Origin of the sequence: Myxococcus sp. RHSTA-1-4 (genome assembly GCF_020037125.1) — a bacterium.
Classification (GTDB): Bacteria; Myxococcota; Myxococcia; order Myxococcales; family Myxococcaceae; genus Myxococcus.
The window spans coordinates 1-15,053 of sequence record NZ_JAIQDG010000037.1 but is presented as its reverse complement, the minus strand read 5'-3'; the positions used below and the strand labels follow the sequence as shown (position 1 = coordinate 15,053).

The 15,053-nt window shown below is 71.9% G+C and carries 8 protein-coding genes and 1 pseudogene; 6 read left to right on the top strand and 3 right to left on the bottom strand.

The features are described 5' to 3' along the window. Positions 1 to 7: 7 nt before the first annotated feature. Positions 8 to 4,075: a protein kinase gene (locus K8638_RS36180; RefSeq protein ID WP_223759280.1), complete on the bottom strand. Its 4,068-nt coding sequence runs from the start codon at positions 4,073 to 4,075 to the stop codon at positions 8 to 10. Positions 4,076 to 4,373: 298 nt separating this feature from the next. Here K8638_RS36180 and K8638_RS36175 point away from each other — a divergent pair, with 298 nt between their 5' ends. The 5 genes from K8638_RS36175 (at position 4,374) to K8638_RS36155 (ending at position 11,071) form a co-directional block, all read left to right on the top strand. Continuing rightward, positions 4,374 to 5,999, top strand: a complete 1,626-nt coding sequence (locus K8638_RS36175) for a hypothetical protein (protein WP_223759279.1) — start codon at positions 4,374 to 4,376, stop codon at positions 5,997 to 5,999. After that, positions 5,911 to 7,476 carry a Dyp-type peroxidase domain-containing protein gene (locus K8638_RS36170; protein ID WP_223759278.1) on the top strand — a complete coding sequence of 522 codons (1,566 nt, stop codon included), beginning with the start codon at positions 5,911 to 5,913 and terminating at the stop codon, positions 7,474 to 7,476. Before K8638_RS36175 ends, K8638_RS36170 begins: the two co-directional genes overlap by 89 nt. Before the next feature lie 109 nt (positions 7,477 to 7,585). Next, positions 7,586 to 8,419: a hypothetical protein gene (locus tag K8638_RS36165; RefSeq protein WP_223759277.1), complete on the top strand. Its 834-nt coding sequence runs from the start codon at positions 7,586 to 7,588 to the stop codon at positions 8,417 to 8,419. 329 nt (positions 8,420 to 8,748) lie between these two features. Then, on the top strand, positions 8,749 to 9,453 hold the full coding sequence (locus K8638_RS45415; protein WP_223759276.1) for a response regulator transcription factor: 705 nt from the start codon (positions 8,749 to 8,751) through the stop codon (positions 9,451 to 9,453). Continuing rightward, positions 9,422 to 11,071 carry a histidine kinase dimerization/phospho-acceptor domain-containing protein gene (locus K8638_RS36155; RefSeq protein WP_223759275.1) on the top strand — a complete coding sequence of 550 codons (1,650 nt, stop codon included), beginning with the start codon at positions 9,422 to 9,424 and terminating at the stop codon, positions 11,069 to 11,071. Before K8638_RS45415 ends, K8638_RS36155 begins: the two co-directional genes overlap by 32 nt. Here the strand turns inward: K8638_RS36155 and K8638_RS36150 are convergent. Both K8638_RS36150 and K8638_RS36145 read right to left on the bottom strand, forming a co-directional pair. Then, entirely contained in the window at positions 11,059 to 12,237 is a 1,179-nt protein-coding gene (locus tag K8638_RS36150; protein ID WP_223759274.1) for a hypothetical protein, read from the bottom strand. The genes K8638_RS36155 and K8638_RS36150 overlap by 13 nt on opposite strands. Before the next feature lie 5 nt (positions 12,238 to 12,242). Next, complete coding sequence (locus K8638_RS36145; RefSeq protein WP_223759273.1) at positions 12,243 to 13,568, bottom strand: hypothetical protein; 1,326 nt, start codon at positions 13,566 to 13,568, stop codon at positions 12,243 to 12,245. 637 nt (positions 13,569 to 14,205) lie between these two features. On the opposite strand from K8638_RS36145, the pseudogene K8638_RS36140 reads away from it, so the two are divergent. Continuing rightward, positions 14,206 to 15,053: pseudogene (locus K8638_RS36140) on the top strand (hypothetical protein); the annotation flags it as partial.

Sequence of the window (15,053 nt, the reverse complement as noted above, 5' to 3'; positions counted from 1 at the left end):
CGTCCGCTCACGCACCGGGCGAGGGGCCCTCCATCTGGGAGCCCAGCGACACCGACATCTCCACCCGCGGATGTCCGAGCCTGCGCTCACGCACCATCCGGTCATAGCCCAGCGCGCCCTGGGCCTCCGCCACGCGCAGCGCCCGGGCGTAGGCCTCGTGGGCCTCGGCCTCCCTGCCCAGCCCCCGCAGCGCCTCCGCCTCCAGACCGCGCAGCACCACCTCGTAGGAGCGCTCGCCGTACGACTCGACCACGTCCAGCGCCTCGCGCACCGTCTCCAGCGCCGCGGAGAACTGCCCCAGCAGCAGGTGGATCTCCGACAGCATGCCCAGGTTGTGCGGCATTCCCGCCTCGACGCCGGAGCGCCGCCACTGCCCCAGCGCCGCCTGCATCAGCGCCAGCCCGTCGCGCGCGCTGCCCAGCATGGCCAGCGCCCACGCCCGGATGAGCGTGGCCCAGCCCAGCCACAACCGGAAGTGGTGCTCGCGTGACAGCGCGATGTTGCGGTCGCACAACTCCAGCGCCTCGCGAGGCTCGCGGCGGAGCTGGCATGCCAGCGCCGAGTACAGCAACGCGAAGGCCGTCGTGTTGGGGTGGCCGATGTCCATGGCCAGCCGCAGCGCCAGCCGGGCGTGCTCGCGCGAGCGCTCCGGCGCGTCCAGCACTGCGTGCAACACCGCCGCGTAGGCCAGGGCCGCCACGCGCGGGTTGACCCAGTGCTTCACCGCGAGCACCTGGTGCTGCTCCAGCCCCACGTCGGAGAAGGCGAGCGCCAGCTCCACGTGCTCCAGCGCGGCGTGCACCTTGCCCCAGGTGAAGAAGTCGGTGGCCATCATCCGGTAGCCCAGCGCCAGCAGCTCGCGCAGGCCATGGCCCCGGCCCAGGCGGACCAGCCGCTCCGCCACCTCGTGCGCCTCGTCCCACCGGGCCCGCGCGAAGGCATGGGAGAAGGCGACCCAGTAGGGCGGCTCCAGCCGGGGCAGGTCCTCCTCCACCTCGTGCATCAGCTCCCGGATGCGCGGATACACCTGCTCGCCCTCGGGCGAGTGGTAGCCCTGGACCTGCACCAGCGGCAGCGCCAGGGCCATCAGCAGCTTCAGCTCCTGCCCGGAGCGCTCGCGGGAGGGAGGCAGCGTGCGCAGCAGCTCCAGCGCTTGCCGGAAGTGGCTGAGGGCCTCCACGTTTGCCGAGCGGCGGCTGGCCAGCTCGCCCGCGCGTGCCCACCAGCGCACGGCGGCCTCCACCTGCCCGGACTCCGTGTAGTGCCAGGCCAGCAGCTCCGGCTGCGCCTCGGACATCTCGGGGAACTGCTCCGCTAGCACCCGGGCGACGCGGCGGTGGTACTGCCGCCGCAGGTGCTTGGGCAGCGAGTCCGAGGCCGCGTCCTGGATGAGCGCGTGCCGGAAGCAGAAGCGCGGCTCCGTGGCCTCCTCCGGCTGGAGCAGCCCCTCCCCGACGAGCCCGGCCAGGTCCTTGCGCAGCGCCGCGTCCCCCCGGCTGGACAGCGACGTCAGCAGCGCGTGCGAGAAGCTGCGGCCCACGACGGCGCAGAGCTGGGCCAGCTCCTTCTGCGACGACGGAAGCCGGTCCAGCCGCGTGAGGAGCAGCTCCCGGAGGGACAGGGGCACGGGCGAGCTCAGCGCCGCGGACGGAAGCCCCTCGGTGCCGGGGCGCTCCACCACCGTGCGCGTCAGCTCCTCCGCGAAGAGGGGGACGCCGTCCGTCTTCTCCACCAGGCGCGCCACCACCTCCGAGGGCAGCGACTGCCGCCCCGCCGCCTTGCGCACCAGCTCGCCGGCAATGGCGGCCGGCAGCCGCTCCAGCGAGAGCCGGCGGAGGGACTCGCGGGTGGGCCAGGGCGGACGGAAGTCGGGCCGCGCGGTGAGCAGCACGCACGCACGCACCTGGGGCAGCTTGTCCAGGAGCACGCCCAGGAGCTGGAGCGTGGAGGGGTCGGCCCAGTGCAGGTCCTCCAGCTCGGCGAGCACCGGCCGGTCCTCCGCCAGCCGCAGCAGCAGGGCCGTCAGCGCCTCCAACGTCTCCTGCTTCAGCCGGTCCGGCGTGTAGCGCAGGTGCGGCGCGCCCTCGTCCGCGGGCAGCCCCACCAGGCCCGACAGCACCCATGTGCGCTGGTGTCCCAGGCCAAGCGCGCCCAGCCCCATCTCCAGCCGTGCGCGGTGCTGCGCGGGCGTGCCCTCCGTGTCGAGCTGCAGCAGGTGGCGCAGCACGTCGATGACGGGCGCGAAGGCGCTGGTGGCCGACTGGGGCCAGCACTGGCTCCGCAGCCGGATGGGCATGAGCGGGGCCACGCGCTCGCGAACCTCGCGCAGCAGGCGCGACTTGCCCATGCCCGCCTCGCCGGTGATGAGGCCGCACACGCCATGCCCACCGCGCGCCTCCTCCCACCAGTCCAGCAGGCGGCGCAGCTCCGCGCGCCGCCCCACCAGCGGCGTGAGCGGGCGGGCCACCAGCGAGCGGTCGAACCGGCTCGCCACGCGGCGCGGGCGCAGCACTTCATGGACTGTCACGTCGCGCACGCCGGACAGGCCCGTGAAGCGCACGGGCTCCATGGGGTGCGTCTCGAAGGCCCCGCGGACCAGCGTCAGCGTGGACTCGCTGAGGCACGCCGTGCCGGGCCGCGCCTGCCGCGCAAGCCAGGTGGCCATGCGAGGGGCCTCCCCCTGGATGGACGCCTCGTCCAGCACCACCATGTCCGTGTGGATGCCCACCTGCAGGGCCAGCTCGCGCCCCGGAGGCAGCAGCAGTGACTCCTGGAGCGCGGGCGCCACGGCCGATGCCAGGCGCAGCGCCGCGTTCACGGCGCGCTCCGAGTCGTCCTCCCGCGCCACCGGGTGCCCGAAGCAGCCGAGCACCTCCTCCCCCACGCACAGGACGATGGAGCCTCCATGCTCCTGGATGACGTCCGTGCAGGTCTGGTGGAACGCCGCTTCCAGCTCGCCCACGTCCTCCGGGTCCAGCCGCGCCGTCAGCCCGGCCACGTCCGCGAGCCGGCAGGCCACCAGCGTCACCTGCCGCCGCTGGGGCGTCGCGCTCGGGGACACCTTGCGGCGGGGCGCCAGTCCCTCCTCCACCTGGCGCAGCCGCTCGCGCAGCTCCACCGCGGAGCCCAGCCGCTCCGCGGGGTTCTTGGCCAGCAGCAACGCCAGCAGCCGGTCCACCGTCTCCGGCAGCGTGGGGACGCGCTCGCGCACGGAGGGGACCGGGTCCGGAGAGGTGACGCGCGCGCGAATCTCCTCGGGCAGGCCCATGTAGGGAGGCTCGCCCGTGAGCATCTCGAACAGCAGCACGCCCGCCGCCCACAGGTCGGTGCGCGCGTCCTGCGCCTCGCCGCGCCACTGCTCGGGCGCCATGTACGGGGGCGTGCCCGCGGTGGACAGCGCCACGTCGGGCGGTGCGCTCGCGGCGGCCAGCCACGCGAGGCCGAAGTCGAGAATCTTCACCACGCCCTTGCGGGTGATGAAGACGTTGCTGGGCTTCAGGTCGCGGTGGACGATGTGGTGCTCGTGCGCGTGCGCGAGCCCCGCGGCCACCGCGTCGAGTATCTCCATGGCCCTGCGCGGGTTCGGCCGCCCCCGCCGCAGGAGCGCGGACAGGGACTCGCCCTCCAGGCACTCCATGACGAGGAAGGGGAGCGGGGGCTCTCCCGGCTCGCTGCTCCAGAGGTCCACGTTGAAGATGCGGACGATGTGCTCGTGGTCGAGCTGCGCGATGGCCCGTCCCTCCTGCCGCAGCAGGGCCACCATGGGCGCTTCCGCCAGTGACTCGTGGGGAATGAGGAACTTCAGCGCCACGCGCCGCTGGAGCTCGGTGTCCATGGCGCGGAAGACCTGGCCCATGGCGCCACCGCCCAGTTCCTCGAGTACCTCGTAGCGCCGTCCATCCCGGTCCCCCAGCCGCATGCCCGGCACGGGCAGGCGGGGCGGCACGGAGGCGCGCGCCACCAGACGCAGGAAGCTGTCGTCGAAATCCTCGCGGTCGAACGCGTCCGTATCGGGCCCCCGTGTTCGCGCGGAGTCCCGGCGCGCCTCCTCGTCACTGGTCCATTCTCCTGGCATCGCCGACTTCCCCCCGCTTCGGCACGCGCCCGGCGGCCACCCGTTCACGTTAGGAACGGGCTCCTGGCACAACAAGGAATCGCCCGGTAGCTGCCCCGTCCGTCCTCTCGGGCACGGGGGCTCGCATCGCCCTCCGCTCCGAGGCGGGCATCGCGGGCACCTGTGCGCCCTCGGGCCACGGGGTGGGGCAAGCAGGCGCAGCCCCCGGAGCCGCGCCTGTTCTCACGGTCTCCGGTCAGCGTCACATCTGCGGAGCGGGCATTCGCTCCGGGGAGTCCGCATCCAGGGAGGGATGACCATGCGCCATGGCACAGCGACCGTCATCACGGACATCCGTCCTGAAGCGCTCGCGGAGCTGGAGGCGCGGCTGGCGGAGGCCGCCCGGCTTCGCACCGGGCTCTTCGCCGGCGTGCCCGGCCTGCACTTCGCGCGCTGGGCCCTCATCGACCTGACCGCACCGGAGAGCGCGGACGGGCAGAGGGAGTGCAGGCTCGTCTTCGGCGCCGACTTCACCGTCCCCGACGGCACGGGAGGCGCGCTCCAGCTCGACCGGCAGCTCATCCACGGGCTCGTCTCGTGGCTCCGCGGCCTTCGCGCGCAGGGCGCTCGCGAGGCCAGCGTGTTCGACGACGTCTACCGCACGTGCCGGGACTACCCGGCGGCGGGGCTGGCGGACCCGGACGCAGTGGAGGCGTACCTGCTGCGGCACCGCGCGGAAACCACCGCCCGGCACGTGGACTTCGTCTATCGCTTCGAGGCCCCCGAGGAGGTGCGGGAAGCGGTGGGTGTGCTGCGCGCGGTGAACCAGCACCTGGACGAGCGGGCCCGTCAGCTCGCGAAGACGCCCTGGCGCGGAGGACGCGGCGAGCTGCCCCACCTGCACCGGGAGCTGCGGGACGTGGCGCTGGCGGAATCATCCACCGTGTTCGACCCCGACTGGAGGCGGCGATTGCGCGCCGCCCGGGGCTCCGCGGCCACGGCCACGGTGGCGTACCTCTTCTACCGCAATCTCTGGTCCCGGCCGGTGGTGCTGGGGCTGAGGCTGTGGATGCGCCTCTTCGGCCCGAAGCAGCCTCCGAGGCAGTGGGGCCCCTGCGCGCCGGAGCTGACCGCGGCCCGAAGTCCCCCGCCCCCGAGCGACGCCATGGTGCAGAACCCCATGGTGCATGTGGCGCGCATCACCGGAGGACCGGTGGCGGTGAAGCTGGCGAAGGCCGCCCTGCCCAGCGTGAACCTCCGCCTCCGCCGCTACCTGGTGGGGCTGAACCACATCCAGACCATCCACTGCGCGCGCTGGCTGCTCTACTCGAGCAGGGACGGCGGGCCACACCACCTCATCTTCTTCAGCAACTACGACGACAGCTGGGAGGCGTACATCGACGCGTTCGTCGACCACGAGGACGTGCGCCAGTTCCTGGAGTTCATCTGGAGCCAGACCGACGGGTTCCCCCAGAGGACGCGCGGCCTCGTCCCCCAGCCTTGGTGGCGGAGGTGGCGGAAGCAGCTCCCGGTGGAGCCCTTCAAGGCATGGCTGCGCGGGCACGAGGTGCCCACGCGTGTCTGGTACAGCGCCGCCCTCGACGGGGGTCCCGCCCAGCGGCACTCCGTCCTCCTGCTGCACAACGCGCTCCGGCTGCGGGAGTTGCTCGCGCGCGAGCGCATCGACCGGCCGCTCCGGGACTGGGCCGCGCGCCGCGCCTTCGCCGCGTTCCTGTCCCGTGGCGCATGCGACCCGGGCCGCGCGCTGCCGCGGCTCCCCGCCCTGCTCACCCACTCGCTGTCCACGCTCTCCGCCGCCCTTCGCGGCTGGCTGGGAGAGACCTGGAGGAAGCACCGTGTACTCCACCGACCTGGAATCCCGCCGAGCCTCCCCCTCGGCACGCCCGCGCCCCTCGGAGCAGCCGCCGCCGCTGGTGCTGGATGACATCCAGGGGCTGCTGCTGCACGGCTACAAGGAGATGAACGCGCTGGCGCTGCAGTTCCTTCGCATCGAGGACGCGAGCCGCTGCCGGACCTGGCTGCGCGAGCTGGCCAGCGGGGTCATCACCACGGCGGACCCGGTGAAGCACCAGCGGAAGGCGCGCGAGGAGGGAAAGGACTACTCGCGCGTCAACCTCGCGCTGACGCCGCGGGGGCTCGCGGCGCTCGGACTGCCCGAGGAGGTGTTGGCCTCCCTGCCCTTCGAGCTTCGCGAGGGCATGGCGCGCCGCGCGCGCGAGCACCTGCGCGACGTGGGAGCCAATGACCCGGACGGGTGGCAGCTCGGCGGAACACGCTTCGAGGACGACCTCCATGTGCTGCTCATGCTCTACGCGGCGGATGAGGCGCGGATGGACGAGCTGCTCCATCACCACGCCATGCTCGCGGGGCAGCAGGGACTGCGGGAGGTCCACGTGCAGCGAGGCCTGCGCCGGCACGAGCCCGGCGACCCGCCCGGCTACTTCCGGGACCACTTCGGCTTCCTGGACGGCCTGTCGCAGCCGCGAATCGAGGGCTTCAAGGACCCCGCCGGCCACCCGCGTGACTATGACCGGCCCGTGAAGCGCGGGGAGTTCATCCTCGGCCACCCCAACGAGTACGCGGAGTACCCGCTGTCCCCCTGCGTGCCGGAGCACCTCGGCGCGGCGCGCGAGCTGCCCGGGAGCCCGGGCCACGCGGGCTGGCGAGACCTGGGCCACAACGGCAGCTACCTGGTGCTGCGCAAGCTGGAGCAGGACGTGGAGGCGTTCAACGGCTTCCTCGCGACGAACGCCTCGCTCGCACCCGAGGGCAAGCCGGAGGATCAACGCGAATGGCTGGCGGCGAAGCTGGTGGGCCGCTGGCGCAACGGCGCGCCCCTGACGGCGGCGAAGCGCTGCCCGCTGCACCGCCTGCTTCCCTTCCTGTCCCGCCGCGAGAAGGCCAGACCCCCGCGCGTGTCCCGGAGCGGCCCGAAGGACGTCGACAACGGCTTCCTCTACGCGCGCGACGACCCGCATGGGTACGGCTGTCCGGTGACGGCACACGCGCGGCGATGCAACCCTCGCGACGCCCTGCCTCCTTCGCGCCGGGTGTCCAGGCAGGTGACGCGGCGCCACCGCCTGCTGCGGCGGGGCTTCAACTACGAGGACGGCAGCGGACGGGGCCTGCTCTTCATCGCGCTCAACACCAGCCTGGGACGGCAGTTCGAGTTCGTCCAGCGAAGCTGGGTGCACTTCGACCAGCTCCAGGGGGTGGAGGGCGCGGAAGACCCACTCTCGGGAGACGGCGGTGGACGGCTCGTCATCCCCCAGCGTCCGGTGCGCCAGTGCATGGCGGACCTGCGGCGCTTCGTGACCACGAGGGGCGGAGGGTATTTTTTTCTGCCGAGCCTGAAAGCGCTGCGCTTCCTCGCCTCGCTGGAGCCCGCGGCTCCGGCGTGAAGCGCGCCGTGGCGGCCGGCAATGCATTGTCGCCATGCCCGTTGTGGCAGACTCGTGATGCAGGGGGTGGGCCGCATCCATGGTCGCTACAGCACATCGGAGTTCGCGCATGGCCAGCTGGGATGACCTCGTCGTGGCGGTGACCCGTCCCGCGGGGGGTCGTCTGGATGAGTCGGCCGTGGCTCCGCTGGTGGAGACGCTCCTGGGCACGCAGGAAGAGCAGCTCACGCTGCTGCGGCGGCTCCACCGCGACGCGCGTCAGCTCCAGGAAGGCCCCTTCCATGCGGGGCGCATCCACCTGGAAGCAGCGCTGAAGCCGCACCGCACACGAGACGAACGCCTGGAGCTGCTCAAGGCCGCGCGCGCCAGCTTCACGGATGCGCTGGGCATGGAGCGGGACAAGGCGCGCACCTCGCTCATCGCCCTGCACCTGGGCTTCTGCTGGCTGCTGCTCGGCGCGGAGAGGGACGCGCGCGAGTGGCTCCAGATGGCGCACCGGACGGCGGTGGAGGCCATGAAGGACATCCTCAGCGAGGCCGCCACCGACAAGGGCCTGACGCGCAACCGGTACCTGGACCCCGCGCTGGGCTTCTTCATGTTCTTCACCAGCGCCGCCACGCTGGGCGCCGGCTACCTGTTCTGGGACAGGGTCATCAGCAAGCACACCGACAAGGTGCTGCGGCGGGCGCTGACGCAGCTCGAGTCCCTGGCGGACTACGTGGACACCGTGGGGGAGATCCGCCTCCGGCTGGGCGAGGTGCCCGCCGCCGTCCCCCGCTACGAGCTGTCCCACGGCGTCGACGAGGGCCGGTACCTCTCCCGCGTCACCATCCGGAAGCTCATCAGCGACAAGGAGGCCATGTACTTCAATGGCCGGGAGACCCGGAAGGTCACCTGGAACGACACCGAGCGCTCCGAGGTACTCACCCGCGAGTTGCTCTGACGGTGGCGCAATAGAATTCCGGAGTCACCGTACTACTTCCTAAATGTCACACGCCCGTTTAAATGTGTTTTCAGGAAAGCCCCGACGGGGACGTCAGAGGGGCGCGACATAGTGCGCGACTTCCTGAAAGGAGGGCGACGGTGATGGCCCAGACGATGCTCGTTTTCATTCCAGTCATTCTGCTGATCGCCGCTGCAGTGGCGATTCCGCGCCCGCGTCGGCGTTCCCGGCGCGGCTAGCGCGCACGGCGGGGTACCCGGTGACGGTGTACCCCGCCCCCTTGCAGTCCCCGGTGTAGACTCCGCCCGCCGCACCCGCGCGGAGCACCCGTGGCTGAACGTCCCACCGTCCTCGTCGTTGATGATGATCCGCACCTGCGCGAAATCGTCCGCTTCGCGCTGGAGCAGGGAGGCTTCCGCGTGGAGGAGGCCGCGGACGGCCGGGCCGCGCTGGAGAAGGTGGAGCGCTCCGTGCCCGCGCTCATCGTCCTGGACATCATGATGCCGGAGCTGGACGGGCTCGGCGTGTGCCGGGAGGTCCGGCGCAAGCACGAGCTTCCCATCGTCTTCCTCTCCTCGCGCGACGACGAGGTGGACCGAATCCTCGGGCTCGAGCTGGGAGGCGACGACTACCTCACCAAGCCCTTCAGCCCGCGCGAGCTGGTGGCACGGGTGAAGGCGGTGCTGCGGCGCGCCCGCCCCTCCCCTGCCCCTTCTCCGGAGCCCGGCCCGGCCACGTCCCGGATGCAGGCGCGCGGCCCGCTGCGCATGGATTCAGAGCGCTGGCGCGCCTGGTGGGGCGAGCACGAGGTGGTGCTCACCGTCACCGAGTTCCAGCTCCTGGCCACGCTGCTGCGCGTGCCCGGCAAGGTCTTCACGCGCGACGAGCTGATGACGCGCGTCTATGACGACGTGGTGGTGAGCGACCGCACCATCGACAGCCACATCCGCCGGGTCCGGCAGAAGTTCGCCGCGGCCGGCGGAGAAGTCATCGAGACGGTGCATGGCCTTGGTTATCGGCTCGCCCTCCCCTGAGCGGCGTGCGCGCCCGCGCCTGTGGATGGTCTTCGCCGCGGTGGGCGTGGCCGGCTTCGTGCTGACGCTCGCGGGCCTGTCCTTCGTGCGCGTCTATGATGACCAGCTCATCCGGCAGACGGAGTCGGAGCTCATCGCCCAGGGCGCGGTGGTGGCGGAGGTGTACCGCTCGAGGCTGCGCGAGGTGGCGGGCGTGGAGGACTACGGCCGGGTGCGCACGGCGCGCTGGCCCTTCCCCATTCCGGACGACAAGCGGCTGAAGCCCATCCTCCCCTCGCTGAAGGCGTCGGACGCGCCGCTGCCGCCGGACGAGGCGCCCGAGCCTTCACGCATCCCCGCGGAGCCCCACGCCCGGGAGGCGGGCGCGAGCATGGGGCCGCTGCTGGAGAAGGTGCGCGCCACCACCCTGGCCGGCATCCGCGTGGTGGACACGGAGGGCGTGGTGGTGGGCAGCAGCAGCGCGGAGGCCCTCGGCGTCTCGCTGGCGGACCGCCTGGAGGTCCAGAAGGCCCTGCGCGGCGAGCCCGCGAGCGTGCTGCGCCGCCGCTACGCGGAGCCCGAGGACACCCCCCTGGCCTCGCTCAGCCGGGACACGGGCATCCGCGTCTCGGTGGCACTGCCGGTGCTGGAGGGAAACCGTGTCTGGGGCGCGGTGGTGCTGGCGCGCACGCCGATGACGTTCGCCAAGGCCGTGTATGCGGACCGGTGGAACCTCACCGCCACGGGGCTCGTGCTGCTGGGGGCGGTGGCGCTGATGTCGCTGGCCGCCGCCGCGCTGGTGGGCCGGCCGGTGCGGGCGCTGGTGAAGCAGACGCGCGCCATCGCCGCGAGCGCTCCGTCCGGCTTCGAGCCGGTGGCGCGCCCGGTGGTGGCGGAGCTGGCGGAGCTGTCCGAGGCGCTGGCGGGCATGGCCACCGCGCTGCGGGACAGGAACCAGTACATCCGCTCGTTCGCCGCCAACGTGTCGCATGAGTTCAAGACGCCACTGGCCTCCATCCAGGGCGCGGTGGAGTTGCTGCGAGACAGCGCGGATGCCATGTCCCCGGAGCAGCGGGCGCGGTTCCTCGCCAACATCGACGCGGACGCGCGGCGCCTGACACGGCTGGTGCAGCGGCTGCTGGAGCTGGCGCGCGCGGATTCGATGACGGCCACGCCCGCGCGGGTGGCGCTGGCCCCGCTGCTGGAAGCGCTCGCGGCCCGGGCCCGTGTGGAGGGCGTGGCGGAGGTCCAGGTGGCTCCGGGGCCGGCCGGTCTCGAGGTCGCGTTGCCTGCGGAGGTGCTGGACGACGTGCTGTGGCAGCTCGTCACCAACGCGCGCCAGCATGGGGGCGAAGGCGTGCGGGTGGCGCTGGCGGTGGAAGCGGACGGTACGGGCCCGGTGCGCGTGGTGGTGAGAGATGACGGGCGCGGCATCTCCGAGTCCAACCGGGCGCGCATCTTCGACGCCTTCTTCACCACCGCGCGCGAGCGGGGTGGCACCGGGCTGGGGCTGACGATTTCCCAGTCCATGCTGAGGGCCTTCGGCGCGGGGCTGGAGCTGCTGCCCTCGCGGGCCGAGGGCTCGGGCGCCGCCTTCGCGGTGGTCGCGGCGCCCGCGCCGGTCGCTCAGCGGAAGTAGCTGTTGGAGATGTCCACCGAGTACCCCAGCTCCAGCGTGGGCGCGGAGGCCGCCACCAGGTACTGGCGGAAGTGCAGCTCCTTGCCAGGCAGACCCGCTTCCGCCTCGCTCGCGGACGCGGCGTCGGTCTCGACCTGCTCCAGACTGCCGCCCTCTCGCCGGTAGTTGAACACGGCGGGGAAGTGCGCGCGGGCACGGAGCTCGGCCACGGGCCAGGAGACTCGCGGCAGCGCCAGCTTCAGCTGGCCGGAGAGGTGGAAGACGCCCAGGTCGCGCGACAGCACCACGTCCAGCGCGCCCCCCGTCTCACCGAGCCGCGCGGGGGCGACCTTCAGCTTCAACGAGCCCTCCTGCGTCTCGACGGGAATGGGAATGGAGTTGAGGGTGATGCGCTCCAGCCGGTGCCCCTCGGGCAGCTCCAGCTCCAGTGGCTGCTCGCGGTCCAGGCTCAACGCGTAGCTCACGCGCAGCGTGGCGCGGCCCTCCAGCGTGGACACCCAGGAAGCGGTGGCCTCGGAGATGCGCGGCTCCAGCGGAGGGCGCACCTGCGGCTTCTGGCTCTGCGCCACCTGCGCCACGGCCGTGCGCCAGCCGACGCGCAACACGCCCTGCACCGGATAGACGGCGAAGGACTCGCCTCCGGACGCGGGCAGCGGCTCCCTCAACGTGAAGGCGGAGGTGTCCGCCTCCAGCGCCAGCGGCACCGGTGCGACGCTGGGCGCGAAACGGAGCTGCGCGAGGCGCTCGGAGCCCGTGCCCGGGGAGCGGATGGAGAGGCTCACCTCGAAGGCATAGCGGCCGGCCTTCCGGGTGAGCAGGCAGAGGTATCCGTCCACGACACCCACCGTGGCGTCGTCCAGCGTGGGCAGCTCGCTGGGGTACGTGTCCGCGTCGAGCTGGAGCAGCCGCACCTGCGTCCACCGCTTGTCCCCGAGCACCTCCACGTCGAAGTGGCCGTCCACGAAGAGGGCGTCCGCGGAGAGGCGGCCCTTGAGCTGCGTCTTCACCAGCGCCTCCAGCGGCGGGGGCGTGGCCGGCGTGGAGTCACGCTGCGCATAGAGGGGAATGAGCTGCTCCAGCGGCACGGTGGCGGTGCCCGCGGGAGACGAGGCCGGCGCGTCGGCGGTGGCCAGCAGGAGCCCGATGACGAGAGGCAGGGTGGACATGGGAATCAGCTCGCTTCCGGGGTGACAGGAGTGACAGGAACGGCGGCCACGGCGGCGGCGCGAGGCGGCTCACCGGGCTGCGAGAGGTCGGACATGAAGGCGCGCACGCTCGCGCGGGTGGAGAGCACCATCAGGCCGAGCAGCGCCGCGAGGATCTCCAGCGTGTAGATGAGGCCGGTGTAGCCCTCGAGGATGACGGCGACGGTGGGGACCACCAGGGTGGCGCCCCAGACGCCGGCGAGCACGGTGGCGCGCTCCTTGGGAAAGAGCCACCGGGCATAGGCCACCACCGCCGCGCCCAGGCCGAGGGCGGCGATGGCGTAGGCGGCATAGAAGTTCATGAAGGCGGCCAGGTACGAGAGCAGCACGAAGAAGAAGCCGTACACGGCGGCCAGCAGGTACGTCTCGTGGAACGCGAGCCGCCGGCGGTGGCGCAGGCCGAGCGCGGCGAGCAGCGCCAGCAGGCCCACGAAGGGCACCCACGCGCGGCCCGCCATGGTGGACACCATCGCGTCGAACGTCTTCTCCGACGGCAGGATGACGCCCAGGTTCACACCCGACTCCAGGGACTGGAAGGCCCAGTCCAGCGTCACGGCGTCGCCCTGCGTCTGCACGGACGAGGCGGAGAGCACGCCGGACGGGTAGTCGTAGTTCTCCCCTCCCTCGACGGCGAAGTGGAGGCTGACGTCGCGGGCCGGCAGCGCCGGGTCCAGCTTGTAGACGAACGAGTTAAGCCCCCGGGCGCGATAGCGGATGGAGAAGCGCGCCGTGGCGTCCTTCGCGATGCGGCCCGTCCACACCAGCCGGTTGCCGGACTCGCCCAGGTCCAGGCTGGACTTCTTGCCATCGACGAGGAACTGGAGCTCCGAGAGGAGCACCTGGGACTTGTTCATCTCGATGGGGAAGATGAACGCCACGTCGATGTCGCGGCCCTCGGTGTTGACCACCGCGTAGTCCGCGTCGAGCGTGAAGTCGAAGCCGGAGAAGTACCGCAGGCCGCGCTTGCGGTAGTTCATCTGCGCCTTCACCTTCACGTGCTGGCGGTCGAAGGGCAGCGGCTTCAGCTCGGTGAAGATGGTGCCGCTGTGCACGTAGCGCAGCGACGGCGCCGGCTGGGTGACCGGAGCGCCCCAGCGGTCCTCCACCCCGGCGGCCAGCTCCGAGTTGGCGAAGTCCGTCCGGTCCGCGACCTGCGAGGCGATGACCGTCGTGGCGAAGACGACGATGAGCAGGCTGCCGAAGACGTGGTGGGCGACGAGCCACCGGAGGGCCCGGCGCAGGGCCCCGTCAGGTGCCCTCGGGGAGCGGGGAGGAAGAGGTGGTGCGTTCATGAGCGCAGGGTGGGCCCCCGGTGTGCAACCCGGATGGCCCGCCCGTGCGCTTCATGAGGAATGATTGTGCAGGACTCGTGCAGACCCGTGCGCCGCGCCCTGCGCAGCTCACCCACCCAGGCTACTCGGGACGCACAAAAACGGATATTCACATCCAGGGTGATGTTTTGTAGGCAGATCAGGAACGCCTGATCCGGAGCGCAAATTTTTTTGCGTCGGATCCGGGTGGGATCACGGCCTGGAATGCACGGTCCGTGAGATCCCGACCACCTTCACCTACCCTGGCTTCAGAACGTCACAAACCATGTTGCACGCTGTAGAGGCCCCGCTGCCGGCGCAGGCAGCGCCCCTTCCGAACCATACCCGAGGTGAACCCCGGCGAGCCGCAGGACCCAGGGGGTAGACGCGTTCCAGATCGCGAAGCAGATCGCGGAGGTCTGGATCAACGACGCGTCTCTGTCGTAGTGGTGGGCCGCGATCAGCTCACGAGCCCGGCGCCCCTCTGTCTTCGGGGTGCGACAGGGTGCGACAGGCATGGGAGGTGCGTGACGAGGTGTCCCACGCACCGGGGAACAGGGACGAGGACACCGGCGAGCATCGGACGCACGCAGGGGCCTGACGCTTCGAGCGCGGGCTCATGGGAGGCAGTGACGTGGGCGGGTTGGATTGGGTGCAGGTCGACGTGGGCTTTCCCATGAGCCTCGCCGTGGTGGGCGCCGCGCGCCTGCTGGGCATGGAGCGCCGCGCGTTCCTGGGAGCCATCGTGGAGCTGCAGATCTGGGCCGTGCAGGCCCTGCCCTCCGGACGCTTCGAGCCCTTTCCCGCGTCCGCCGGACGTCCGCGGGACGCGTCCGCGGACGAGGCCATCTGGTGCGAGGCGGTCGAGGGTGCCGTCCGGTGGACGGGCGCACCCGGCGCCTTCTGGGAGACGCTGCTGCGCACCGGAATCCTGGTCCGCGAAGGCGACAGCGTCCGGCTCACCCTCTGTGACCGCTACGTGCAAGTCCTTGAAAAGAGGAGGAAGGAAGCCGAGCGAAAACGCCGCGAGCGCGCCAACAAGGCCGCCGCGGCGTCCGGCGGACGTCCGGCGGACGCGCCGGGGACATCCGCCGCTAGAAGGAAGAAGGAGAGGGAGAGCGAGAAGAAGAGTCTTTCTTCTGCTGCAGCAGGGCTGGAGGTGGATTTGTCCCCGGGACATCTCGCGCCGGTTCCCCCGCCCCCGCCACCAGACGAGGTGCTGTCCGTGGACGAGGACCCCGTGCAGCTCGCCCTGCCCGGCACGCACCTGGTGCCGGTGTCCCTCCCTCCCGAGGACCGGCTCCAGTCCGAGGCGTCCGAGTCCGCTCCCCGCGCGCCCCTGGCCCAGGCGGAGAGCTTCTTCGAGAGCTTCCAGAACGAGCGCGTGCGCGCCTTCCGGGGCGTACCGCGCGAGGACATGCCTCCGGGCTGGCCGGACTGGTACCGGCACGCCCTGGCGAAGGTGGG